Here is a 22,620-nt window from a genome sequence, read left to right on the forward strand (position 1 = left end):
CGGTCGCGGCCCGCGTCTGTAATGCTGGAACCACTCCCTCGACAATAAGGATCGCCATGCGCCGCAGCATCATCGCCCTCGCGATAGTCGGGGCGCTCGCACTAACCGGCTGCGGGCCGACCGGCGAGGGATTCCCCGACAATGGCGGCCCGACCGCCGACCCCAGCGAGCTCGACGGCGACTGGCAGCTCGCCGACGGTGAGGACGCTCAGGGCGTCTTCGATCTCAAGGAGTCCGTCTCCACGATCACCCTCACCGGGCCTCGCACCGGCGGGCGCACCTCGTGCAACATCTTCGGCGCGACCGTGAACGTCAACGGCGACGAGATCAACGTCGCGCCGGGTGCCGTCACCGAGGCCGCCTGCGAGGACCCCGACCTGATGACCCTCGAGTGGCGCTACCTGGCCGCGCTCGAGGAGGTCACCAACCACGAGGTCGACGGCGAGACGCTGACGCTGAGTGGCGGTGACGTCATCCTCATCTTCGATGCTGTTCCGGACGTGCCGATCAGCGAGTTCAGCGGCACGATCTGGCGGCTCGAGGGCCTCGTCACGGGTGCGGGGGCCGACGGTTCGACCGCGAGCCCCGTCGGAACCGGCGGGATCGTCTTCAACAAGGACGGCACCGTCACCGGCAATGGCGGCTGCAGCGACTTCACCGGACAGTGGGAGGTGAGCGGCGGAGTTGTCGTCGTCACAGCCCTGGTATTCGAAGACACGGACTGCCCAAACGACCTCGTCGCCCAGGAGAAGCACGTCGCCACGGCGCTCGGCACGGGCTTCACCCCGCTCATCGAGGGCGACCGGCTCACCATCTTCCCGGCCACCGGCAAGCTGGGGCTCGTCTACCGCAACAGCGCCTCGAGCAGCGCGTAAGAAATCTCAACTACGTCGTTGGAGCGGAGTCTGACAGTCTGGTTGCAGATCGCGACCAAGGGAGCAGTATGCGCACGACCATCGGAGCCCTCGCGCTCGTCGCACTTGTGGCCCTGACCGGCTGCGCCACGGCAACGCCGAGCGCCCCGGAGACCGCCGACAGCACCGCCCCCACCGCATCGGTTCTCGATGGGGAATGGCGTCTCGTCAGCGCTACCGACGCCAAGGGCAAGGTGGATCTCGGCACCTCGATCACCACGATCACCCTCACCGGTGAAGAGACCGGCGGACAGGCTCCCTGCAATGTCTACCGCGCCACGGTCGAGATCGGCGCCGGCCACGACGTCGTCATCACCCCCGGAGCCACCACGAAGGTCGCGTGCACCGACGCCGCGCTGACCGCCGTCGAAACGCGCTACCTCGCAGCCCTCGCACTCGTGATCCGCACGGACGTTGTGGAAAACCAGCTCGTGCTGAGTAATGAGGACGAGAAGATCGCACTGACGTACGCTGCAGCACCCGCCGTCGACGAGACGGCTCTGGTGGGCATCAACTGGCAGCTCGAAAGCCTGCTTGCCGGGGTGGGCGACGAGGCGGTCCCCACGAGTGCTACCGGTGGCTCGATCCTATTCACCGAGTCCGACTTCGAAGCCCGCGGAACCTGCAGCGTCATCACCGGCTCCTGGACCGTCGCCGGCGGCCTGCTGCTCCTCACCGATGTGGCGAACGACCTCAGCGCGTGCGGCAAGCCGCTGCCCGCCGGCGAGAAGGTGCTCGCCAACACGCTGAGCACCCGCCCCACCGTCATCATCGATGACGTCGCGCTCACCCTCTCCTCGGCGACGACCAAGTCCGGCCTGCAGTTCCGGGCAAGCAATAACTGAGGCGTAGCATCGAGTAGATGAGTACCTCCGAGCTCCCGTTCCGCTGGCGTTCGATAGCACTCCCGGCCCTGCTGCCGACCCTGCTGTTCTCGATCGGCGAGGGTGCGATCATCCCGATCATTCCGATCGTTTCGGGCAACCTCGGGGCGACGCTGGCGCTGGCGGGCCTGATCTCCGCGCTGCTCATGATCGGCGAGCTCGTCGGCGATATTCCGAGTGGATGGCTCGTCTCCCGCATCGGCGAACGCCCGGCCATGATCGGCGCGAGCCTGCTCTCGGTCATCGGACTCGTCCTCTGCGTGCTCGCACCGAACCCCGTGGCGCTCGGCCTCGGCATCTTCCTCATCGGACTGGCCACAGCCGTGTTCGCCCTCGCCCGTCACGCGTTTATGACCAGCTTCGTGCCGATCAGTCACCGAGCTCGCGCCCTGTCCACTCTGGGCGGCATCTTCCGCTTCGGGTTCTTCGTGGGGCCCTTCCTCACGGCGCTCGCGATCGAGCTGACCGGCACGGCGGCATCCGCGTTCTGGATCCACATCGTCGCCTGCCTAGCCGCCGCCGCGCTGCTGATCGCCCTCCGCGATCCGACAAAGTCATTCGGGGTGCTGCGCACCGAGCGAGGCGAAGACGGCAAGCAGCTGCGCGAGGGCGAGGCCCTCGTTGCCAAAGAGGCCACCGGCCTGTTCCGCACCATGTACGAGAAGCGCGGGGTGCTCGGCAAGCTCGGCACGGGCGCCGCGCTGATCGGCGCGATGCGCGCCTCGCGCGCGGTAATCCTGCCGCTATGGGCGTTGAGTATTGGCATCAGCGAAACGAACACAGCGCTCATCATCGGTATCGCGGGTGCTGCTGACTTCGCCCTGTTCTACGCGAGTGGGCAGATCATGGATCGCTGGGGTCGCCTCGCGAGCGCCCTGCCCTCGATGATCGGCCTGGGGGTCGGCCACTTCGTGCTCGCCTTCAGCCACGACCTGACGAGTAACGTTCAGTGGTTCGTCTTTGCCGCGATGTTCATGTCCGTCGCCAACGGACTGGGCAGCGGGATTCTCATGACCCTCGGGGCGGACCTCGCCGACAAGACCAACCCGGCGCCTTTCCTCGGCGCGTGGCGATTCACCGGCGGACTCGGCGGCGCGGGCGCCCCCCTGCTGGTCTCCGGCCTCACCGCCGTCGCAACGATCTCCCTTGCCGCCGGAGCGATGGGCGTGTTGGGGCTCGTCGGTGCGGGGATCCTGGCTCGCTACATCCCGCGCTATGCACCGCGCCCGAAGAAGTAAGAGCTACACGCCCCAATTGCGAATGGGTGCGTAGATGCGGCTGACGAGGCGGTCCTTGCCGGTGACCCACGCCTCGACGGACAGGGCGGCCGGCTCGTAGTCGGGAACCACGGAGATATCGACGGGCGTCTCGTCGTAGTAGTACAAATCCACGGGGTCGGCCTCGCCCGTGTTCGGCACGTGCCGATAGGCGTTCGGCGATGCGGCGAGTTCCTCGGTGCCGACGGCGACTCCGTCTTCAGTGGTGATGGCGACGCCGCTGACCTCAGGGACTGTCACCCCCACGCTGAAAGAGCTGACTTCCGGGAAGCTGGGGGTCACATCCTGGTACTCCGTGAACTCGAAGCCATTCCAGACGTGAACGGTGGTGGCCGGCTGCTCGGGCGTCGCCTCCTGCACGGTGAGTTCCGGCCGGAAACCGAAGATGAAGGTGAGCTCTGAGATGGCCCGCTCCGCATCGGGCTCGAAGTAGTTCCAGCTCGTGAGTTCGGTGCCCTCGTCGTCCAACACGGTCACGGTCTCCGCCGAGACGACGATAGATGCCGCCGTGGGCACCTCGGGCGTCTCGACGGGACTCGTCGGTTCGGGGGTCGGGTTTGCAGCACAACCGACGAGGCCGATGGCGAGAACTGCGATCAGGGCGACGTTGCGCTTTCTCACGGGATTCCTCTCGATGGACGTGCCGCGACCCTACCGGCAGAGCCTCAGAACCGTGTGGGAACTAGGGCCCACCGGCCACGATGTCGTATACGTGGCCGTCCGGTTCGTCCGCGGTGAGAACCACGCTACGGCCGTCCTGTGTATCGAGCAAGAACACCCGGATGTCGATTCCGGTCACCGACTCGACAGAATTGGATGACGCCACGTCTTCGACGGTCGCGCTGGGCGTGCCGATGCCCACACCGCCCACCGCCTGCACGTCGACACCCTCGACGGTCGGCTTCACCACGTTGATGCGGGTGCCCGCATCAACGTCCGCGAAATCCTGCAGTTGCAGTCCGTCCCAGGAGTAGATGGTGTCGCCACCCTGCGGCACGGGCCCGACCTCGGTGCCGAAGGCCTTGTTCAGGGCGGCGACGAGAGGTGTTGCATCTTCTTCGGCGTATTCGAACGTGCTGACACGCTTGCCATCCTCGTCGAGAAGGCTCACTTCGGTCGACGACAGCACAACCGTGAAGACGATGGGATCCTCGATGACCGGTGTGGTCGTCGGCACGCCGGGAGGCGGGGGCGGCGCGCACGCGGCGGTGCCGAGCAGAACCAGCAGGGCGAGAGCGGCGAATCTCATGCCTCGACCCTAACCGGCTCGTCTCGTGCGCAGATCGAACGCCCAATCGTTGGAGCGGATCGGATTGCCGGGCGGGTACTCATCGTCCACCTCGCCGAGCAGCCTGAAGCCCGCCTTGCGGCAGACCGCGTTGGACGCGCGATTGTCGGTGCGCGGCAGGGCGTGCAGCGCGTCGCGATCGCCATGGCGTGCCGCGTGTTCGATGACAAGCAGCAGCGAGGATGTCCCGTGGCCATGTCCCTGGTGCGCCGTGTGCACCGACCACCCCGTCTCGTACACCTGCTCGCCGTGCCACTCTGTCGGCCAGTACCCGATGCCGCCGACCGGCTCGCCGTCGGCCTCGATGCGGAACATAAACGACGTGCCCGACGCCCAGCCGTCGAGGTATCTGGCATGCCTGACGAGGAGTTTCTCGTGCGCCTCGGGGCCGCCCAGGTGCTGCATCATGGCCGGCTCGTTGCTCAATTCGAGGATGGGCAGGTCGCCCTCGCCCCATGGCTCGATCGTCACTGTGCTCATGGGCCCACTGTCGCACCGGCGACCGTCATTCCGAAACGCTAACGAACCTCACGGTTTGCTCGCATTCGCCCCTACAATGACCGCAGCGGCATACCTGATACCGCTCGCGCGGAGGGGTTGCGCGTTCTTCACCGGGGGCTCTCCATGTCTGCCACACGTTCCGTCGCATCCGCCTTCCTCGCCGTAGCGCTGATCAGCTCGAGCCTGGTTGCTGCCGCCCCGGCGGTGGCGGGCGTTGACCCCACGACCGGCACCCTGAGCATCGGCAACCGCGTGTTCCTCGACGACGGTACGGACGGCGGCTCCGGCTTCAACGCAGCGCAGCGCAACAATGGCGTGCAGGATTCCAACGAGAAGGGCGTGGACGGCGTTCGCGTCGAACTCTACGAAGACCTCAACCTCGACGGAAAGGCGTCAGCCGACGAGTGGGCCGGCTTCGACGTCACGGCGAGCGGCCAGGCCGGCGCCGGTCGCCCAGGTACCGACGCCAAGGGCTACTACCTTTTCGACTACCTGACCCCGGGCACCTACATCGTGGTCATCCCTTCGACCCAGTTCACCGCGGGCGGCCCCCTCGCCGGCTGGCACAGCAGCTCCTTCAATGGAACAGCGACCGTGGGAGCGGCCGGCGCCGCGGGCAACCCCGCGACCGACCTCGATGACAATGGTGCCGAGCCCGCGAATCGTCGTCCGGACCTGTCGGGCGTTGCGAGCAACGTCATCCAGCTCGCAGCAGCGAACCAGGTGACCGGCGAGACCGACCTGAGCCTGCAGCCCTCCCCGGGCTTCCCCACTGACGAACAGATCAGCCCGACCGGATGGGACGGCGCCGGCTCCATCGGACGCGGCTCTGCCGACGCCGGCAGCAACATTGCCGTCGACTTCGGCTTCGTGCCGCCCATGTCGATCGGCAACCGCGTCTGGCTGGATGACAGCAGCGACCCGGCCCAGTGGAGTCCAGGCGGCAGCCGGAACAACGGGCTGATCGACGCGACGGATGACGGCAACCTGGCGCTGGCCGGCATCCAGAATTCCGGTATCGCGAATGTCGACCTGCAGCTCTACTTCGACGAGAACAACAACGGCATCATCGATGCGGGCGACACCCTCGTCTCCACGACCACCAGCGCTGCCAACGGCTATTACCTGTTCGACGGCCTGGCCCCTGGTCGCTACCTGGTGCGCGTCCCGTCCGGAGAATTTGCAGCCGGCCAGCCGCTCAACGGCCTGCGCAGCAGCTACGACGCAGTCGCGCAGGTCAGCCCCACCAACCAGACTGACGGCAACGACAACGGGATCGACGCCACGAGCGAGACCACCACGGGAGTCGCTTCTCGACAGATCGAGCTGGCCTACCTGGGCGAGCCGACCGGCGAGTCCGATCGGGCCGCCACCCAGCCGCACGGTCGCTTCGGCGAGACGGACTCCGACAGCGACCTCACCATCGACTTCGGTTTCCTTCGTGCACCCACGAGCCTCGGCAACCAGGTGTGGGCCGACACGAATAACAACGGGCTGAAGGACGCCGGCGAGCCGGTCACATCGGGCGTGTCCGTCGCGCTCTATCGAGACGTGAACGCCAACGGCTCAGTGGATGCCGGCGAAGACACCGGTCTGCGCAGAACCACCGATGCAGACGGCTTCTACCTCTTCAGCAACCTGCCTCCGGGCAACTACGTGGTCGTCGTCGAGGCGGACAACTTCCCCGCCGGCGGTCCGTTGTTCGGCAAGGTCAGCAGCCGCAGCGTCGCACCGAATCCGCTCGCGGTTGACAACCAGGTCGACAACAACGACACCGGTCGCGATGCATTCGTCTCCGGCGTTGGATTCGTGAGTCCCATGATCACCCTCTCGGCCGGCACGGAGCCGACCGGCGAGACACCGTTCTACCAGTTCGGCCGCCACGGTAACCAGGGCGAGCGCGATGTGGACAGCGACCTCACCGTCGACTTCGGCTTCACCGATCCGTCCGTCAGCGTGGGCGACTTCGTCTGGCGCGACACCAACGAGAACGGCGTGCAGAACGCGGGCGAGCCTGGCATCGCGGGCGTGACCGTGACGATCGTCGGCCCCGGCGGAGTTGCTGCTCTCACCGCGCTCGGCGCCACCGTCGGCCCCGTGACCACGGGCCCAGACGGCAGCTACAGCTTTACCAACCTGCGCGTGCTGCCCTCGGGGCAGTCGTACACGGTGCGCGTCGATAATAGCCAGGCCGCGCTGGCCGGCTACGTGCCCACCGTCACGGGCCAGGGCACGACAGCGACCGACTCGTCTGACGGCTCAGCGTCATCCGGAGATCTTCTGGTTGATGGCGCCTCGAACCTGACCCTCGACTTCGGCTTCGCGCCGCTGTACGCGGTCGGCGACTTCGTCTGGAGCGACACCAACCGCAACGGTCGACAGGACGCTGGCGAGCCCGGTCTCGAGGGCGTCACCGTTGAGCTGCTCTCGGCGGCCGACATCGTGCTGGCGACCACGACGTCCGGCCCCGCGGGCTACTACGTCTTTGACGGCCGACGCGCGGGAACGTACAAGCTGCGGTTTGCAGCGGTCACCAATCACTCGCGCTCCACCGCCGACGCGGCCGTTGCCACCGATGCGACCGACTCCGACGCGGCGATCGCCACAGGCATGACCGGCACAATCAGCCTCTCGGCGAGCTCGCGCCCCGCAATTGCGAGCGATGGCGTGACTGCCCAGTTCATCAACACCACCGCCGACGCGGGCTACCTCGCCCAGTCGAACGACGTGTCGATCGCGCACACGGTCGGCTCGGTCGACAGCACCCTGAAGACGATCACCTGGAACGTCACGGTGACGAACACCGGCCCCGATGCCACGAAGACGCCGACCACCGTCTCGTCGACGCTCGCGACCGCGCTCACCTTCGAGAGCGATGATTCGGCGGATGTCACGTGCACGACGGCCAGCCAGACACTGTCCTGCGAGCTCGCGGCGCCACTCGCCTCGGGGGCTGCCGTGACATACTCCTTCGTCACGAGCTATACGGGATACCCCGCGACGATCGCGAACACGGTCACCGCGGCGAACGCCTTCGACCTCATCTCGACCAACGACTCGGCCACCGCAACCGCGACGTCATTCCCGCCGAAGGTCGCCATCGGCAACTTCGTCTGGATCGACACCGACCGCGACGGCATCCAGGACGCAGGTGAGCCCGGCGTACCCGGCCACACCGTCAAGCTGCTCACGCCGACCGGTGCAGCGCGCCACACCGACGGCACCATAGTCACGGCGACGACGACCGATGCGAACGGGTTCTACGCGTTCGACGACCTCACGCCCGGCACCTACATCGCGAGCTTCGGGCCGCTGTCCGGTCACCGGCAGACACAGCTCGGCGCGGGCACCTCGGCGAACGACTCGAACGTCGCTCCCACGGGCATGACCGCGGCGTTCACGGTTGCCGCCACGGCTACCGGTGACACCCGTGCGGTCGTTGCCGGCGATGGCGCTCTCGACGCGACGCTCATCAATGACACGATCGACGCGGGCTTCACGCTCATCGCCTTCGACGCCGCTCTCTCGAAGTCCGTCGACTCGGTCGACACCTCCGCGAAGCGCATCACGTGGGAGCTGACCGTCACGAACGACGGCCCCGATGCGACCACCGCGGTCGCAACCGTCACGGACGAACTCGCTACCGACCTCACCTTTGTGAGCGGCGGTTCGGCGGATGTCACGTGCACGACCTCGGGCCAGACCGTGACCTGCGTGACGGCCGCGCCGCTCGCCTCGGGCGACTCGCTCACTTTCCCAATCGTGACCGACTACTCGGGATACCCGGCAACCCTCAGCAACACCGCCACAGTTGTCGCCGGCGCCGCCGACACCGACCTCACCAATAACGAAGACACCGCGACGACCACCGCCTTCCCACCGAAGGTCGCGATCGGCAACTTCGTCTGGCTCGACAGCGACCGCGACGGCATTCAGGATGCCGGTGAGCCCGGCATCGCCGGTGTCACTGTCAAGCTGCTGAGCGGCTCCGGCGGGAGCGCACTCAACACCGACGGCTCGATCGTCACCTACACCACCACCGACGCCAACGGCTTCTACGCCTTCGACGACCTCACGCCGGGCAGCTACATTGCGAGCTCCGGCCTGGTCACCGGCGCCGTGCGCAGCCCGCTCGGTGCGGGTACCGGTGCTACCGACTCAAACTTCGCGGCCAACGGCATGACTGCGGCGTTCACCGTCGCAGCTAGCGCCACCGGGGACACCCGCGCGGTCGTCCCCGCTGACGGTGCCCTCGACGCCACGCTCATCAACGACACGATCGACGCGGGCTTCATGACCCGCACATTCGACGTCTCCATCGTGAAGTCGTTCGGCTCGGTCAACACCTCGATGCGCCGGGTCACCTGGAACCTGACGGTGACGAACACCGGCCCCGATGCAACGGCCGCTGCCGTGACGGTCACGGATGTGCTGCCCACCACGCTCACCTTCGTGAGCGGCGGTTCGGCGGATGTCACGTGCTCGACCACCGGCCAGACGGTGTCCTGTGTCTCGGCTGCCCCGCTCGCCTCGGGCGCGACGCTGACGTTCCCGATCGTGACCAGCTACCGCGGTTACCCGGCGACCCTCTCGAACACCGCCACAGTGGCCGCGGGCACGGGTGACGCGGATGCCTCGAACGACTCGAGCTCCGCGACCACTCCGCGCCTCCCCGCCAAGCCGGTCGTGGTTCCGCCCGCAACGCCGACGACCCCGGGTACGGGCAGCGGCTCGGGTTCCGGCACCGGATCTGGATCGGGCTCCGGCACGGTGACCCCGGAGCCGACCGCCACGGCCACGCCCGAGCCCACCGTGGAGCCGACCGCGACTCCCGAGCCGACGGAGTCCGCGACTCCCCCGGCCCCGTCTTCCACTCCCTCTGATGACGCCAAATCCGGCATCGACGTCATAGCGATCATCCTGTGGGCGATCGGCGCAATCCTGCTGATCCTGCTGATCACGGGTGCGGTCGTGTTCTTCCGCCGCCGGGCTGCGATCTAGTCATCCTGCGCACGGATCCCGACTGCTGGTCAGCGGTCGGGGTCTGTGCCACTATTGCGCGTATGACGAGGCATGATCGCGCGATTGCCGCACCGGAGAAAGCCCCGGCGTTCGTCGAGTATTCGGTGCTGGTCGAGATCGCATTCGCGGCCCAGCTGCTCACGGTGCTGGCAGGCATGCTGCACAACAACGCGCTCGGGATGTCATCGGTGATGTTCGGTCTTCTCGGTGTTGTGCTTCTGGCGCAGGTGAGGAAACGGGCCTCATGGGCGTGGTGGGCGTTCGTCACCGTGCAGTCCGTCGGATTTGCGGTCATCGCGCTCGCGCTGGTCACCCGCCTCGCAGTGCCCTACCTGCACGTCGACGTCAGCTGGGTGACCATCATCCTCTCGGCCATCGCCTTGGTGGCGGTGCTGTGGCCGCCCGTGCGCGTCGAGATGCTCGCGAACCGGTAACTTCAGTCGAACACCGAGCGGGCGACCGCCGTCACCTCGATCCTGAGGCCCTCCGGCACGAGCAGTGAGACGATTGGCGGCCTCCAGTAGGCGGAGAGCTCGACGGTGGCGCTGCGCCCATCCACGGTGGTGGCTCGCTCGACGTTGAGCTGCTCGAAACCGTCCACCGGAGCGGAGTCGAAGTACGCGGCGACGGCGGCCCGAACATCGGACGCCTCGAGTTCGGGCCTCGGGTGCCCGTCGGCCGTGGGGGCGAGGTCGCCGAGGTCGTAGGCCTCCGCTCCGACGAGAGCCGCGCCATCCGCCACAGTGAAAAGACGCTTGCGCTCGAGGTACAGGGATGTCGCCGCCACCGCGAGCAGGATCAACACCAGGGATAGGAACCCGTAGAAGATTGTTAGCGGCAGGGTCGAGCCAGTCTCGTCGCGGTGATCGATCACGGCGCACCCCAGAACCGGGACACCTGCTGCGTCGCGGACGACTCGAGCTGCACGGCGAACGGAAGGTCGAGACTCAGTGACGGCGGCACTAGTGGCAGCGGCACGGCCACCGCGATCGACACCGTGACGAAGCCGCGTCGGGTGAGGCAGTCGCGGGGTTTCGGCGCGCAGCTGATCGCTACCTTCGCCTTCCGGGCGTCGATGCCGTAGTCGGCGAGCCCGAACTCGATCGCGCGGGTGGCGTCGGCCTTCGCCTCCGCGGTGGTCGGTGCCTGCACGTACACGCGCGCGGCTTGGCGTGCGGCGCCCTCGATCGCGAGCGCACCGGCCTGGATCGCAGACACGGTGAGCACGAGATAGACGAGGGGCACGAGCAGGATCATCCCGGTCGTGACGAATTCGAGGGATGACGACCCAGTCTCATCGCTGTCCCAGAGTCTCGATCGCCGCATGGCCGGTCACCTCCAGACCGCTATCGATGCCGACCAGACCGAACAGCGGCAGCGGGGTGCGCACCGTGACCGTCGCTGCGGGATACCCGCGATACATGCCGCGCGCGATGGTCACGTCGCGCGCGTAGCCCGGACCGAGCGCGCTTAGGATGAGGTCGCGGGTGCGCACCACCCCGTCGCCGAGCTCGTTGTCGGCGAGCGCCCCGTATCGAGCGCCCTCAGCGGCCGCATCGAGCACCGTGTTGCGGATGTGCAGCGCGAAGCCGAGCTGCAGCACCGACAGCGTGAGCACAGTGAGCAGCGCGCTCACCATCACGAACTCGGCGACAGCCGACCCGGACTCGTGTAGAAATCGCGCTCTCAGAAGCCGGTCACGCGCTCGATTGCCTGTTGGAATACATTGCTGAGCGCCGGGCCGGCGAGCCCCCAGATGATGATCACAAGGCCAGCGGTCATGAGGGTGATCAGCACCCAACCGGGCACGTCGCCGCGCTCTTCCCTGAGCATTCGATTCGCAGCGCGTCGTAATCCGTTCACCGGGGGCCGTCCTTTCCTGGGGAGTCACGAGCCCATGGTGAACCGGTGTCGAGAGCGGCGTGCGAACTTTCCACAGGCACTTCCCACTCGTCTCCCTCCGAGGTGCGGCATCGTAACTCGCGGTACTACCGTTAGCCTCATCCGCTCATACGGGGCGTGAGAAACGGAGATCCAGTGGCAGCCACAGGCTTGATCGGCGCGAAGCCAGGGCGGATTCGCGAGGCCAACGAGAAGTTCCTCGTTGAGCGGCGCCCGATGGATTCGAGGCAGCGGCGCAACCTGTTCATCATCTCGGCGGTTCTGGCGGGCGTTGGGCTCGTCGGCTTCACGGTCGTGCTCATCGGCGTCCTCGGCGGCGAGGGGCTCACAGTCATCGACGAGCCAATTCGCGACTGGCTCATGGCCGGCAGATCCAAGACCTGGACCCCGGCGATGCTCGTGCTCTCACTCGTCTTCGGCCCGTTGTTCTTTCCCTACATGACGCTTGCGATCACGGTCGCGTGGGTCATCAAGGCTCGCCACCTCTGGCGCCCCCTCCTCCTCGCGGGCGGCACGCTGGTTGGCATTGTGGCTGTTCGCGGTATCGCCGAGGTCGTAGGTCGCGCCCGTCCGCCGGTCGAAGACATGCTGACCGATGTCGATTCGAGCGAGTCATTTCCTTCGGGTCACGTCATCGGCGCCGCGATATTCATCCTCCTGATCGCCTACCTCGTCTTCTCGCGTCGGCAGGCTCGTTGGATTGCGACCTTGTCCTTCGTGTTTGCAGGGATCGCTGTGATTGCGACGGCTCTGAGCCGCCTGTACCTCGGCTATCACTGGGCGACTGATGCCATCGGTGCCATTTTTCTCGCACTCGTGGTTCTCGGTGCTGCAATGGCGATCGATACGAAGCGCACGACGTCGGCCGAGTAGCGGCTCACGCTAGAACCCCACCTGCAGCACCCAGATCCCCGGGAAGATCGCGAAGGAAATGATGACCGGCAGGATCAGGAACACGAGTGGGCTCGCCAGAGAAATAGGACTCTTTTGGCTACCGGGGATGCGACGCCACCATCTCTTGAATCGTTCGCAGATGGGAAGTGGGAAAGGGCGCCTCGACCCAACGGCGCAAGTACTCGGCCTCGCCATATTCGTCCAGCACTCGCTGCGCGGCGTAACCAACACTCGCTGCGAGATCGGTCAGCGGTTCGGAGGTTCGGAAAATCTCCACACCTTCGTCATCGCGCATGGGCGGAAAGTTGTCCGGGAACACCAGAATCACCAATTGCGCTTCGCCGCCTTCACGGGTGAAAATCCAGCGGTACTCGCCGGGCTCTTCCTCCCACGAGCAGCGGGCAGCGTCGCCTCCCTCGAGAAGACTGCGGATCGCTGCCAAAAGATCACCCAGGGCGTCACTGAGGTAGGAGGCAGTGAGCTCCACCTTGGAGTTACCATCGCTGACAGACGACCGAGCCCACCCTGTTCCGACGATCTCAAAGTCGAACTGCATGACTAGATAGTGTCAGAACCCCACCTGCAGCACCCAGATCCCCGGGAAGATCGCGAACGCGATCGTGACGGGGAGTATCAAAAACACCAGCGGCACGAGCATTGCCACCTCCTTCTTGCCGGCGAGTTCGAGCATGCGGCGCTTGGCGTCATCCCGAGAGTCCTGCGCCTGGGCGCGCAGTACCTCGACTAGCGGGGTGCCGCGGTCGAGTGCGCCGGTGAGCTGCTCGGTGAAGCGGGTGAAGGCGGGCAGCTCGAGGTCTGCGGCCCGGCGGGTGAGGGTGTCGGCGAAGGGCGTGCCGGTGTTCACGTCGGCGATGACCCCCGCGAGTTCGGCGGACAGCTCGCCCGAACTGACCCGCGAGACCCGACGGATCGCATCGAGGATGCCCTCGCCTGCCGAGAGGCTGAGCGTGAGGAACTCGAGAACGGTCGGCAGTTCCTCGGCCATGCGAGCGAGTCGAGCGCGAGCCTGGCGCTGCAGCAGGTAGTCCCGCCCGACGACTCCCCCGACGGCGAAGACCAGCACTATGACCACTTGCGCGACGAACGGGATGCCCTGGCTGCGCACGGCCGCGAGGGACGCGAGCACGCCGAGGGCGGCGCCCGCCGCGCCCCACGCGAGCTGGCGGGAGCGGAACTCGTCGACCGCGAGCGGTGAGCCCGCCTGGCGCAGCCGCCGGGCGGTCTGCGTCGGGTTGCCGGCGAGCGCGGCGACGGCGTGCCGCATCCCGGTCAGAAGGGGTGTGAGGAGGAAGCCGAACACGGGCAGCGGGTCGACCGGTGTGCGGCCGAGCATCTCGCGCGCGCCGGGCGAGACGTCGCGAACGTAGGGGGCGACGCGGGTGGCGAGACTAGGGCGACTGAGTCGAGGCAGGCTACCGATGACGCTCCACAGGCCGAGTCCGAGCAGGAGCCCCCAGACGAGTGCCAGCGCGAGGGTCGGCGTCACTCGAACCACCGCCGCTCCTCGGGCATCCGACCGAGGCCGATCATCAGCCGGTAGGCGACCACCGTGACGGCCAGCCCGACAACGATCATGAGGCCGCCCCCGGCCGTGTTGTAGGCGGCCGCTGCTTCGGGTCGCGAGGCGAGCAGCAGAAGCACTATCCAGGGAGCTGCTACCCCGAGCCGGGCGGCGTTCAGCACCCAGGACTGTCGCGCCTCCACCTCGGAGCGGATCGCAGCCTCCTGCCGCAGGTACGCGGCAAGATTGCGCAGCACGAGGGTGAGTTCGCTGCCGCCGACCTCGCGCGACATGCGCAGCGTCTCGAGGATGCGATCGGAGACCGGGTCGGCCAGCCGCTCCTTGAGCTGGGTGAGGCAGAGCCCGAAGTTGCCGCTCGCGCGATACTCCTCCTCGAAGCGTGCGAACGAGGACCTCGTCTCGGGCGGGCCGGAGCGCGCGAGCGTGACGACGCTGTCGGGCAGCGCGAGCCCCGAGCGCACCGCCGAGACGAGGTGGTCGACGACGTCCGGCCAGACAACGCGGGTCGCTCGTCGCCGGGCGCGGGCGCGCTGGGCGACGATGATGCCGGGCAGGACGAGAGCAACGAGCGCGGCAGCGATCGCGAGCGCCGTGACGGGCAGAAAGACGAACGTCACCGCGCCCACCACGAGCCCCAGAAGAGTGGATGCCACGGCGAACGCCGCAACGGACACCCGCCCCAATCCGGCCTGCAGCAGCCGCACTCGCGCTCCGGCGACTACCCCCGGTCGACGTGGTGCCCGCGCGGCGCCCGCCGGCCAGAGCACCGGGGATACCGCGAGTAGCGCACCCGCCCCGAGCACGGCGCCCCACAGCACGCTCACGCGCTCACCCCCAGCACCGCGGACGGGTCGAATCCGGCTGCCGCGAACTTGTGAATGCGGGTCGGGTAGCCGCCCGTCGGTTCGAGCTCGCCGCGAGTGGAGTGCACCCGCGAGAGGGCGAAGATCGTGCTGGCCTCGATCACCGTGCCGGTGACGTTGCCGCTCGGGGCCACGATCTCGATCACCCGCCGTCGTCCGCTGCGCTCCAGCTCGCAGTGCACGACGAGGTCGATGCAGCCGGCCACCGTCGGCACGACGAAGGCGCTGTCGATGTTGCGCCCGGCGAGCAAGGGCAGCGTGGACAGCTTCGCAAGGGCGTCGCGGGCGCTGTTGGCGTGGATGCTGGACATGCCGGGCAGCCCCGAGTTGAGCGCGATGAGCAGGTCGAGGGACTCGGCCTCGCGCACCTCCCCGACCACGAGACGGTCGGGGCGCATCCTCAACGATTCTTTGATCAGGCGGCGCAGGGTGATCTCACCCGTGCCCTCGAGCGATGGTTGTCGACACTGCATGGCGACGCGATCGAGGGCGCCGAAGTCGAGTTCGAAGGTCTCCTCGACGGTGACGACGCGCTCGGTCGGTCGGGCGCTCGAGAGCAGCGCGTTGAGCATGGTGGTCTTGCCGCTCTGCGTGGCTCCCGACACGATGATGTTGCTGCCGGCCAGCACGCTCATGCGCAGGAACTCCGCCGCCTGCCGCGTGAGCGACCCGAGCTCGACGAGTTCGTGCAGGCTGCCGATGCGCCGCGTGAACTTACGGATATTGACCGCCCAGTGCTTCTGAGTGATGGTCTGAGCATTGTTGTGCAGAAAATGTAACAAACTTTTTTTGTGTTGATTTTCCGCGGCTATGGCGAAATTTCGAAGCCTGTACTCTCTTGTTTTATACGCTAATCTCTCAATATTTTTTCGTGACGAACTGTGCCCTTCTTGTCACGGCCTGTCCCTTAATGTCACAGTCCCTGCGTGAACAAAAACTGGTATGAGCGGGCCCTGAAGGTCGATGGACTTAAATTCCTGCGCGAAGAGGAAGCGTTTTTTGTTGCCACTCTGGACGCCTGGGGGACACAAAGAAGATCTGCGGGGAGGAAACTCGCGACGATCCACCAAGACCGAAGCGCGGTCGAGAACTTCGCCAAATTCGCCGACCGTTTTCCTTGGCAGTGGACGACTGCTGATATGTCGGAATACACGACCGCCCGGATTGTCGGCGATGTCGATACAAAGGCCGTCGTCCACTCGACAATCGTCGGGATGCACGGGGCGATCCGCCGCTACTGCAACTATCTCTTGTCATACGGAAATGACTGGGCGAGTGTATGCGAGGAGCGATTCGGCGCACTTCCGAACCAAGTGTGTTTCGATTGGAACACGCGCAGCCACACGTCCGAGAGCGAGGCGAACCCATCTGTTCGTGGCTTCAGCTACGACGAGTTGGCAACTTTCTGGCAGGCCTCCGGCGAATGGGTCGAGGAAATCGATCGGTCGCGCGAAAAGGGCTGGCTCGCTGCTATGCGGGACATCGCACTTTTCAAAACAGCGTGGGCGTTCGGCTTGCGCCGAAACGAGTTGCGAATGCTTGACATCAGTGACCTCAACTACAACCCGCGTATCCCCAAGTGGGGGCAATACGGAAAGATCAACGTCAGCTACGGCAAGTCGTCTAACGGTGGTCAACCGAAGCAGCGCAACGTCTTCTTGGTCCCCACCCACCAGGACGTGATTCCTGAACTGGACAGGTGGGTCGAAAAGCTGCGACCGCAAACTGAACCGGGCGATCTTCCTGCGCTATTTGTGACGGAGCGGCATAGCCGAGTGAGTCTTCGACTCATTGACGCTCGGTTCGCCCTTTTACGGGAATTCGCCGGGCTACCGAAAGTGCTAACAATGCACAGTCTCCGCCGGTCCTACCTCACCCACATTCAAGAGAGTGGACTGCCTGCTCTGTTTGCTCAGTATCAGGCTGGCCACTCCCACGCTGCGACAACAGCCAGGTACACCAGTCCATCGAATGACTATCGGTCTAGGGTGGTTGCAACAGCGTTGAGCGACTACGACCGATGGGACGGGCAGGATGGCGACCACCGAGTGGGTGTGGAACGCCCGCAAGGTCATGGCGGACCGCGGCATGTTTAAGACCAGCGATCTCGTCGCGCCCTTCCGAGCCCAGGGCATTGACATCTCTCGTGAACAGATCTATCGCATCGTGGCAATAAAGCCTCGCCGGCTCAATATGGAAGTGCTTATCGCTCTTTGCGTGACTCTGGACTGTCAGTTAGACGAGCTCGTGGTCTTCGACTCGCCCAAATCCACCGGCTCAGCCAGTCCTCTGCGAGCACGAAGCAACGGTCCCTCGATTGACCCCTCCGAACGCCACGAGGATCGACCTTTCCCCGTAACGGTGCACAAGCCCCGATGACGCCGCGCCTCACGGCGCTGATCCGGAGTCTCTCCGAACACTCAAATGCTGATGAGGCATCTATTCGACGGGCAGTGGAAGCCTTGAAACCGTCGACCGCCGACTACGTGTCGAGAGTGATCGAAGAACAACCGGAAGCTGCGCATACCCTCACTGCAGGCATGCCTGCTGCACTACTGCTGCTTACCCATGCCCTGCGGCGGGAAGGCTCGTCCAGCCCAACCTGGCCGCGCTGCCCGAAATGTTCCCAGACCGCAACGATGTGGTTCCTCGGCCCAGATAGAACCCGCGTTTGCCGACGCTGTCACGAAAATCACTCCCGCGGAATTTGCAGCGAGTGCGGCCAGCGCCGCGTGCTTCCCCGCTCCCGGGATAGAAAGGTCATCTGCCGGACCTGCAGACACCCCCGGATAGAAAGGGAATGCACACGATGCAGCCGTCCGAGCAAGCTGGGGACAGTTACGCAGAGCGGATTCGTGTGTATCGGCTGCCGTGAGATCGCCCTGCAGCCTTGCGTGCGATGCGAACAATTGGCCCGCCCGATCGGACGCATGCTTGGCGGCTTCGTCTGCTCCTCTTGCTACGGCGACATCAAACGGCACGCACGCGCCTGCCCGATTTGTGGCGAGCATCGCATCCTTTCAGAACTCGGGGACGCGGGGAATGCAGTGTGCGCGACGTGCGCAGGTGCGCCAGAAAGATATGGCTGCACGCGGTGCGGAAGCGAACGCTTCTACGTAGGCGCGCTGTGCGGCGCCTGCCTGCTCTCCGACTCTCTCGATGCAGCCTTCGGTCAGCGCGAAAGCACCCCATTCGCTACTGCCCTTCACGACCACTTCAACGGCCGCCAAGATCCTCGAAACGCCCGAGCGTGGCTATTGGGCGACGGCTTCTCGAGCGTGCTCTCAGACATGGCATTTGGTCGCCTTCCCGTCGATCACGCCACGGTAGATTCGATACCCGGCGGGCCGCGCCGCCAATTCGTTCGCGAATTACTCATCGAGTGCGATGTGCTCCCCTCTATCGACCATCAGCTCCACAACCTCGAGCTTTGGATCACAGAGTTCTGCGCCAAGCTTCCGGCCAATCACGCGCTCATCGTTCACGAATACGCGACTTGGACGATTCTGCGTCGACTGCGACGTTCCGCTGAATACGAGGACACCCGGAAAACCCAGGGACGAGCCGCGCGCCACACCCTCCGAGGAATTGTGAAGTTTCTGGAGTGGATGGACGACAATGATGTGTCACTGCGCACCCTCCCGCAACCGGCCCTCGAAACTTTCCTCTCCAGCGTGCCTCATGAGAGTTGGATGCCCGCGTTCATTGTTTGGGCACGCCGAGCGCACGGCACTCGCGCCTCCGCTCAACCTGCCCGACGCACACCACCGAGCTTGCGCATTTCCGAGCTTCAACGACTCGCTGTCTATCGCGCCATCATTAACGACGATCGTCCCCCGGGACACCGACTCGCCTGCGCACTACTGGTTGTCTTTGGGATTTCCATCAACCGGATCTCGCAGCTGCGGCCCTCGACATTTGAAGTCACGAACGATCAGGTTCGTGTCACGCTTAGCCCAGGCAAATCAACCCCACTGCCCGGCCCACTGGCAACACTGTTCAGATTGCACGTCCTCAACCTCCCCGCCGACAACGAGTGGCTCTTCCCGGGCCGCCGATTCAATCGACACATCACACCAGACGCCATTGGCACGTGGATGAAAAGATACGGCATACCCAGTACTCATCTCCGAGTAGCAGCTCTCTATCAACTGGCGGGTGAGATGTCATCCAAATTACTTTCAGAAACAACGGGCCTCAGCGCATCAACGGCAGGGCAGTACGTCAGTGCCAGTGGCTCAGGCTGGAACGAGATCCCCGTTCTCTATGATCCGGACTGGGCATCGGACCTAGTCGACGACGCAGTAGGCGAAATGACGAGCGCGGTGGAGAGCGAAGAACACCCCCTGTCCTTCATTGAGGACGAGTAGCACGATCGGCGAAGTCGAGTAGGGCACCAGCGTGCGGGGCAACTTGCGTTTCACCTGGAGGAGCGCTGGGCGGACAGAATTCTCGGCTCTGCCGTCGGATCCCACCCCGCGCTAGCTTCTATCATCACTATCTGAACGCGGGAAAAAACGGCGCGGCCACGGATTAGTGCGCTGTCCTCTTAGGTCGTGGGCGCTCACCGGCACGCGAGGCGAATGATCGCAACATCGTGCCTATCGGGGCTTCGCATTCGATCTGTGGAGGCGCGAAGCCGCAGTGAACGCCGTCCCCGCGCGCAATGACCTCGCGTTTCGAGTCCAGACAATCCAACCGTCCCGTCTCCAATGAACAGCGAGGTGGTGACGAAAGATGAAAATTGACCGCCTGTCGAGACTTGCCCAGTCGAGGATGAGATCCACGCGCAGCAGGCGGTGCGGGCTGAGCACCTGTTCGAACATTTCGGAAAAGGACGGATTGCGCCCATTCCGTTTCCGGAACCGGGCGATGGCAATAGCGGCCTCAAGCCCCCAAGGATGTCGATCGTCATTCGTGATGCTCGTGAGCGCCACCTGCAAGTCAGCCGGCAGACCCTTCGGCGACCGGCTCGATAGCTTTGAAACTTCCGGCAAGATGAATCCTTCTGCAGTCGGGCGTAACCGGCGTCGTGCCGGGAACATTGATGAAGTGCCGACGTGCAGTTCCTCGATATCCAGTTCTGGACTATCTGAGGGTAAGAAATGTGTTTCGTGTGGCCTCCTGAATTATGCCATACGCAGGAGGCTAGTGGCAGAGGTCTCTGCGTCCACGCTGGTTCTATGTCCGCCAGTCCCGTTCCCGACGCCGAGTGGGCAGCGTATGCATCCGCTCTGGGGCAAAGGCTGCACCGGATTCGGATTGAACGTGGCCTGAGTCAGGAAGACCTCGCCTACGCTGCGGGTCTCAGCAGATACACCTATCAAAAATTCGAAAAGGGCGAATCACGCCCGGGTTCGCCGGCAAATCCATCACTGCGGAACATACTTGCTATCGCCTCGGTGCTCGACGTCGACCTCGTCGTCCTGACGCAAACAACAGGCTAGAGACCCGGTGCCACATTCGTCGTAACGGAATAGGTGCCACGCATGGAGCACTCGACACTGCGAAGGCGGCGGTATTCGCGGTTGATGTCCCGCTGTGGCCGTAGTCGCTTGGCGTCATCACATATTTGCGAGCGACGGGATCTTTTGAGCTTGAAACTCGGCTTCGCTCAGGATTCCCTTGTCCCGGAGACCGGCAAGTCGTTGAATGTGCTCGATCGGATCGGGGACGGCCGAAATGGCGACGGCAGAAGGTGCTTTCTTGAGTCCCGAAGGGTCGACGCTCCTGTTGCCATTTCATTGCGGATAGCAGTCATAGGACGTTGAGTTACGCGTCATGGCAGATCTAGGAGCGAATACTGGGTCGCCAGGAATTCCGACTCCCAGTTCGCAAGACCCTCAGCGATGGTCGCCTGGTCGACTGATGTGAAATCTGGGGGCGCGCCGTCCATGCCGGGCACATCGCCGGATACAAACAGAACGTTCGACCCGCCAATCTCCATCTGTCCCGGGCCGGTCCAGTTGATCGGGATATCCGCGCTCCAGACGTCTGTGATGCGAGGAAGCCACTCGACGATGGTCATCTGTTGAGGCACTGGTTCCCGATGTCCCCGAGTTGCAAACAGAAGCGCGCCGGACACCGTTAATATCGCCGTGTTGCCCTCCACACCAACCGCGAAACGGCAGTCGAGAAGCACCGATGCTATCGACCGCAAGAAATCAATCCGCGCGGCGATCGGATACGCCTCGACCAGCAGTCCCTCGGTCAGCAAGGGGTCTTCTGCGGCCGATAGCACCTGCACCGTCGAGAGGGCGGAGGAATACCTGTCGAAATGGCCAACGTTCATTCTGCGAAACCTCAGTGCCAGACGGGATCAGATCGTGACACAGTTCTCCCGGTTTCAGAGCTGATGGTCTGCCCACCGGTGTTCGAGTATGAAGCATAACCGTTTGGCTGCGGGTGTGGGCCCTTGAGGACTGGGTACATGATCCGAACGCTTGTCACGTTGGGGGCAGACCGTTTCCTCCGGACATCTGCAAAAATTCGTCCCTTATGATCCGTTGCCGGTGGCTCAAGCGCTGTCAATTTCGGTGCCCGATTTGCTTCCTGAGCCGCCGGATCTTCGATTGCGATAGGGACGTCGCCGGGCTCGGCTTGATCTTCCTTAGTCGAAGCGATCCAGGCTTCGAAGTTTTCGAGCAGCCGGCGCGCACCGTCTTTTGACTCGCTGTCTAAATGGTCCTCTGCCAGAGAATGTTCGAGGACCTTCACTAGGAGTTCCACAGCCATAAGGTCGAATCCGCGAACCATGAAGACTTTGGGATCGCTCAACACAACACCAAAAGGGGCCACGGGGAACAGAAGTTTGCGGACCTCTTGCGCACCCTCGAAAGTAAGCCCAGGGACATCTATTGCCCAGTGATCTTCTGCTCAGTGAGAGCTCATGGCGCCATCTCCTGAGGCAGTGCATCGAGTGTTTGTTCGCGAGCCGATCATAGGCCGCGTCCGCTCCAGTGTCATAGCACATTCGCGAGACATATTTTCAGGTCCCCGCTCTCCAACCAGCTAGCCACCTACTTCGAATCCGGCGGACCTTCCCCGCCGAGTCCTTTGGTCGCGCTTCTCGAACGCCGCTCGCAACCCTTATTGTGCATCGTCCACCGACCAGAAGGGATGATCCGTTGTCGTGGTGATCGTTTCGCCAGCGACTATCAGGTCTACGAGGACGTCTTCGTGGACGAACACTTCTCGAACTGGCTCGGCCGACTGCTCGCCGGTTTCGGCGTCTGAAGCCCCGACCATGTCTCCTGGCGCGATTGCGCTGATCTTCTTTTCGCTGCCGTCAGCTATTAGGACGAGTGTTGCCCCAGAGATAGAAGAGACTTCTGTTGTGCTCCTATGAGCGATCAGCCTCGAATAGTTAGGTAGCCCGCGAGTTCAGCGGCTTCGCTAGCGGCTTCGAGAACCATTTGCCCACTAGCGCGCTCGCGATCACCCATTTCAGGGCTATTTAGAGCGCGCGGAAAGTCTTCAATCCAGGCGTCTAGTTGTTGGGTATTCAACATCGCATCCTGATACGGCCCAAT

At 64.5% G+C, this 22,620-nt stretch carries 22 protein-coding genes and 1 pseudogene; 10 read left to right on the forward strand and 13 right to left on the reverse strand.

Features of this window, described 5'->3' with window-relative positions:
* Positions 1-56: 56 nt before the first annotated feature.
* The 3 genes from EYE40_RS07365 (at position 57) to EYE40_RS07375 (ending at position 3,036) form a co-directional block, all read left to right on the forward strand.
* A complete protein-coding gene (locus EYE40_RS07365) occupies positions 57-875 on the forward strand; it encodes an META domain-containing protein (protein ID WP_130981341.1) in 819 nt (272 codons plus the stop codon).
* Between the two features lie 68 nt (positions 876-943).
* Complete coding sequence (locus EYE40_RS07370) at positions 944-1,759, forward strand: META domain-containing protein (RefSeq protein WP_130981342.1); 816 nt, start codon at positions 944-946, stop codon at positions 1,757-1,759.
* 17 nt (positions 1,760-1,776) lie between these two features.
* A complete protein-coding gene (locus EYE40_RS07375; protein WP_130981343.1) occupies positions 1,777-3,036 on the forward strand; it encodes an MFS transporter in 1,260 nt (419 codons plus the stop codon).
* A 3-nt stretch (positions 3,037-3,039) separates the two neighbouring features.
* Here the strand turns inward: EYE40_RS07375 and EYE40_RS07380 are convergent, their stop codons facing one another.
* From EYE40_RS07380 to EYE40_RS07390, 3 genes are all read right to left on the reverse strand, one after another.
* Positions 3,040-3,696 carry a YajG family lipoprotein gene (locus EYE40_RS07380; protein ID WP_130981344.1) on the reverse strand — a complete coding sequence of 219 codons (657 nt, stop codon included), beginning with the start codon at positions 3,694-3,696 and terminating at the stop codon, positions 3,040-3,042.
* Positions 3,697-3,757: 61 nt separating this feature from the next.
* Positions 3,758-4,324 carry a hypothetical protein gene (locus EYE40_RS07385; protein WP_130981345.1) on the reverse strand — a complete coding sequence of 189 codons (567 nt, stop codon included), beginning with the start codon at positions 4,322-4,324 and terminating at the stop codon, positions 3,758-3,760.
* 9 nt (positions 4,325-4,333) lie between these two features.
* Positions 4,334-4,843, reverse strand: coding sequence for a GNAT family N-acetyltransferase (locus EYE40_RS07390; RefSeq protein WP_130981346.1), 510 nt, complete (start codon positions 4,841-4,843; stop codon positions 4,334-4,336).
* 144 nt (positions 4,844-4,987) lie between these two features.
* Here EYE40_RS07390 and EYE40_RS07395 point away from each other — a divergent pair, with 144 nt between their 5' ends.
* Positions 4,988-9,865, forward strand: coding sequence for an SdrD B-like domain-containing protein (locus EYE40_RS07395; protein ID WP_130981347.1), 4,878 nt, complete (start codon positions 4,988-4,990; stop codon positions 9,863-9,865).
* Positions 9,866-9,927: 62 nt separating this feature from the next.
* Positions 9,928-10,320 carry a hypothetical protein gene (locus EYE40_RS07400; RefSeq protein ID WP_130981348.1) on the forward strand — a complete coding sequence of 131 codons (393 nt, stop codon included), beginning with the start codon at positions 9,928-9,930 and terminating at the stop codon, positions 10,318-10,320.
* A gap of 2 nt (positions 10,321-10,322) precedes the next feature.
* On the opposite strand, the gene EYE40_RS07405 is transcribed toward EYE40_RS07400, so the two are convergent.
* The 4 genes from EYE40_RS07405 to EYE40_RS15500 are packed head-to-tail and all read right to left on the reverse strand — an operon-like array spanning position 10,323 to position 11,719.
* Positions 10,323-10,760 carry a pilus assembly protein TadG-related protein gene (locus tag EYE40_RS07405; protein WP_240034752.1) on the reverse strand — a complete coding sequence of 146 codons (438 nt, stop codon included), beginning with the start codon at positions 10,758-10,760 and terminating at the stop codon, positions 10,323-10,325.
* On the reverse strand, positions 10,757-11,212 hold the full coding sequence (locus EYE40_RS07410) for a hypothetical protein (RefSeq protein WP_130981350.1): 456 nt from the start codon (positions 11,210-11,212) through the stop codon (positions 10,757-10,759). Before EYE40_RS07410 ends, EYE40_RS07405 begins: the two co-directional genes overlap by 4 nt.
* Entirely contained in the window at positions 11,181-11,609 is a 429-nt protein-coding gene (locus EYE40_RS07415) for a TadE/TadG family type IV pilus assembly protein (RefSeq protein ID WP_338029034.1), read from the reverse strand. The genes EYE40_RS07410 and EYE40_RS07415 overlap by 32 nt, the downstream gene beginning before the upstream one ends.
* Positions 11,573-11,719 carry a hypothetical protein gene (locus EYE40_RS15500; RefSeq protein ID WP_193554491.1) on the reverse strand — a complete coding sequence of 49 codons (147 nt, stop codon included), beginning with the start codon at positions 11,717-11,719 and terminating at the stop codon, positions 11,573-11,575. The genes EYE40_RS07415 and EYE40_RS15500 overlap by 37 nt, the downstream gene beginning before the upstream one ends.
* A gap of 204 nt (positions 11,720-11,923) precedes the next feature.
* Between EYE40_RS15500 and EYE40_RS07420 the strand changes: the two genes are divergently transcribed.
* Positions 11,924-12,661: a phosphatase PAP2 family protein gene (locus tag EYE40_RS07420; protein WP_130981352.1), complete on the forward strand. Its 738-nt coding sequence runs from the start codon at positions 11,924-11,926 to the stop codon at positions 12,659-12,661.
* 118 nt (positions 12,662-12,779) lie between these two features.
* Here the strand turns inward: EYE40_RS07420 and EYE40_RS07425 are convergent, their stop codons facing one another.
* The 4 genes and pseudogenes from EYE40_RS07425 to EYE40_RS07440 form a co-directional block, all read right to left on the reverse strand.
* Positions 12,780-13,238 carry a hypothetical protein gene (locus EYE40_RS07425; RefSeq protein WP_130981353.1) on the reverse strand — a complete coding sequence of 153 codons (459 nt, stop codon included), beginning with the start codon at positions 13,236-13,238 and terminating at the stop codon, positions 12,780-12,782.
* Positions 13,239-13,250: 12 nt separating this feature from the next.
* Entirely contained in the window at positions 13,251-14,198 is a 948-nt protein-coding gene (locus tag EYE40_RS07430; RefSeq protein WP_240034753.1) for a type II secretion system F family protein, read from the reverse strand.
* Positions 14,186-15,049, reverse strand: coding sequence for a type II secretion system F family protein (locus tag EYE40_RS07435; RefSeq protein ID WP_130981354.1), 864 nt, complete (start codon positions 15,047-15,049; stop codon positions 14,186-14,188). Before EYE40_RS07435 ends, EYE40_RS07430 begins: the two co-directional genes overlap by 13 nt.
* Positions 15,046-15,858 (reverse strand): annotated as a pseudogene (locus EYE40_RS07440) (CpaF family protein); the annotation flags it as partial. The pseudogene EYE40_RS07440 and the gene EYE40_RS07435, both read right to left, overlap by 4 nt.
* Positions 15,859-16,014: 156 nt before the next feature.
* Here EYE40_RS07440 and EYE40_RS07445 point away from each other — a divergent pair.
* From EYE40_RS07445 to EYE40_RS07460, 4 genes are all read left to right on the forward strand, one after another.
* A complete protein-coding gene (locus tag EYE40_RS07445) occupies positions 16,015-17,184 on the forward strand; it encodes a tyrosine-type recombinase/integrase (RefSeq protein ID WP_130981356.1) in 1,170 nt (389 codons plus the stop codon).
* Positions 17,177-17,467: a helix-turn-helix domain-containing protein gene (locus EYE40_RS15800; RefSeq protein WP_420810066.1), complete on the forward strand. Its 291-nt coding sequence runs from the start codon at positions 17,177-17,179 to the stop codon at positions 17,465-17,467. Before EYE40_RS07445 ends, EYE40_RS15800 begins: the two co-directional genes overlap by 8 nt.
* 530 nt (positions 17,468-17,997) lie before the next feature.
* The gene (locus tag EYE40_RS07455; RefSeq protein WP_130981358.1) at positions 17,998-19,458 is read left to right on the forward strand and encodes a hypothetical protein; all 1,461 of its coding nucleotides are present in this window, start codon (positions 17,998-18,000) and stop codon (positions 19,456-19,458) included.
* Between the two features lie 813 nt (positions 19,459-20,271).
* Positions 20,272-20,535, forward strand: coding sequence for a helix-turn-helix transcriptional regulator (locus tag EYE40_RS07460; RefSeq protein WP_130981359.1), 264 nt, complete (start codon positions 20,272-20,274; stop codon positions 20,533-20,535).
* 117 nt (positions 20,536-20,652) lie between these two features.
* Here the strand turns inward: EYE40_RS07460 and EYE40_RS15805 are convergent, their stop codons facing one another.
* Both EYE40_RS15805 and EYE40_RS07470 read right to left on the reverse strand, forming a co-directional pair.
* Positions 20,653-20,772 (reverse strand): SHOCT domain-containing protein, encoded by a 120-nt coding sequence (locus EYE40_RS15805; RefSeq protein WP_130982836.1) that lies wholly within the window; start codon positions 20,770-20,772, stop codon positions 20,653-20,655.
* A 95-nt stretch (positions 20,773-20,867) separates the two neighbouring features.
* Positions 20,868-21,380, reverse strand: coding sequence for a hypothetical protein (locus EYE40_RS07470; protein ID WP_130981360.1), 513 nt, complete (start codon positions 21,378-21,380; stop codon positions 20,868-20,870).
* Between the last annotated feature and the right edge of the window lie 1,240 nt (positions 21,381-22,620).

The sequence above is a fragment of the Glaciihabitans arcticus genome (genome assembly GCF_004310685.1).
Classification (GTDB): Bacteria; Actinomycetota; Actinomycetes; order Actinomycetales; family Microbacteriaceae; genus Conyzicola; species Conyzicola arctica.

Coding starts and splice junctions, on each gene's coding strand:
- EYE40_RS07400 (WP_130981348.1), top strand. CDS start 9,928: ATGACGAGGCATGATCGCGCGATTGCCGCACCGGAGAAAGCCCCGGCG.
- EYE40_RS07390 (WP_130981346.1), bottom strand. CDS start 4,843: ATGAGCACAGTGACGATCGAGCCATGGGGCGAGGGCGACCTGCCCATC.
- EYE40_RS07370 (WP_130981342.1), top strand. CDS start 944: ATGCGCACGACCATCGGAGCCCTCGCGCTCGTCGCACTTGTGGCCCTG.
- EYE40_RS07425 (WP_130981353.1), bottom strand. CDS start 13,238: ATGCAGTTCGACTTTGAGATCGTCGGAACAGGGTGGGCTCGGTCGTCT.
- EYE40_RS07375 (WP_130981343.1), top strand. CDS start 1,777: ATGAGTACCTCCGAGCTCCCGTTCCGCTGGCGTTCGATAGCACTCCCG.
- EYE40_RS07365 (WP_130981341.1), top strand. CDS start 57: ATGCGCCGCAGCATCATCGCCCTCGCGATAGTCGGGGCGCTCGCACTA.
- EYE40_RS07385 (WP_130981345.1), bottom strand. CDS start 4,324: ATGAGATTCGCCGCTCTCGCCCTGCTGGTTCTGCTCGGCACCGCCGCG.
- EYE40_RS07460 (WP_130981359.1), top strand. CDS start 20,272: ATGTCCGCCAGTCCCGTTCCCGACGCCGAGTGGGCAGCGTATGCATCC.
- EYE40_RS07470 (WP_130981360.1), bottom strand. CDS start 21,380: ATGAACGTTGGCCATTTCGACAGGTATTCCTCCGCCCTCTCGACGGTG.
- EYE40_RS07395 (WP_130981347.1), top strand. CDS start 4,988: ATGTCTGCCACACGTTCCGTCGCATCCGCCTTCCTCGCCGTAGCGCTG.
- EYE40_RS15500 (WP_193554491.1), bottom strand. CDS start 11,719: ATGCTCAGGGAAGAGCGCGGCGACGTGCCCGGTTGGGTGCTGATCACC.
- EYE40_RS15800 (WP_420810066.1), top strand. CDS start 17,177: ATGTTTAAGACCAGCGATCTCGTCGCGCCCTTCCGAGCCCAGGGCATT.
- EYE40_RS07410 (WP_130981350.1), bottom strand. CDS start 11,212: ATGCGGCGATCGAGACTCTGGGACAGCGATGAGACTGGGTCGTCATCC.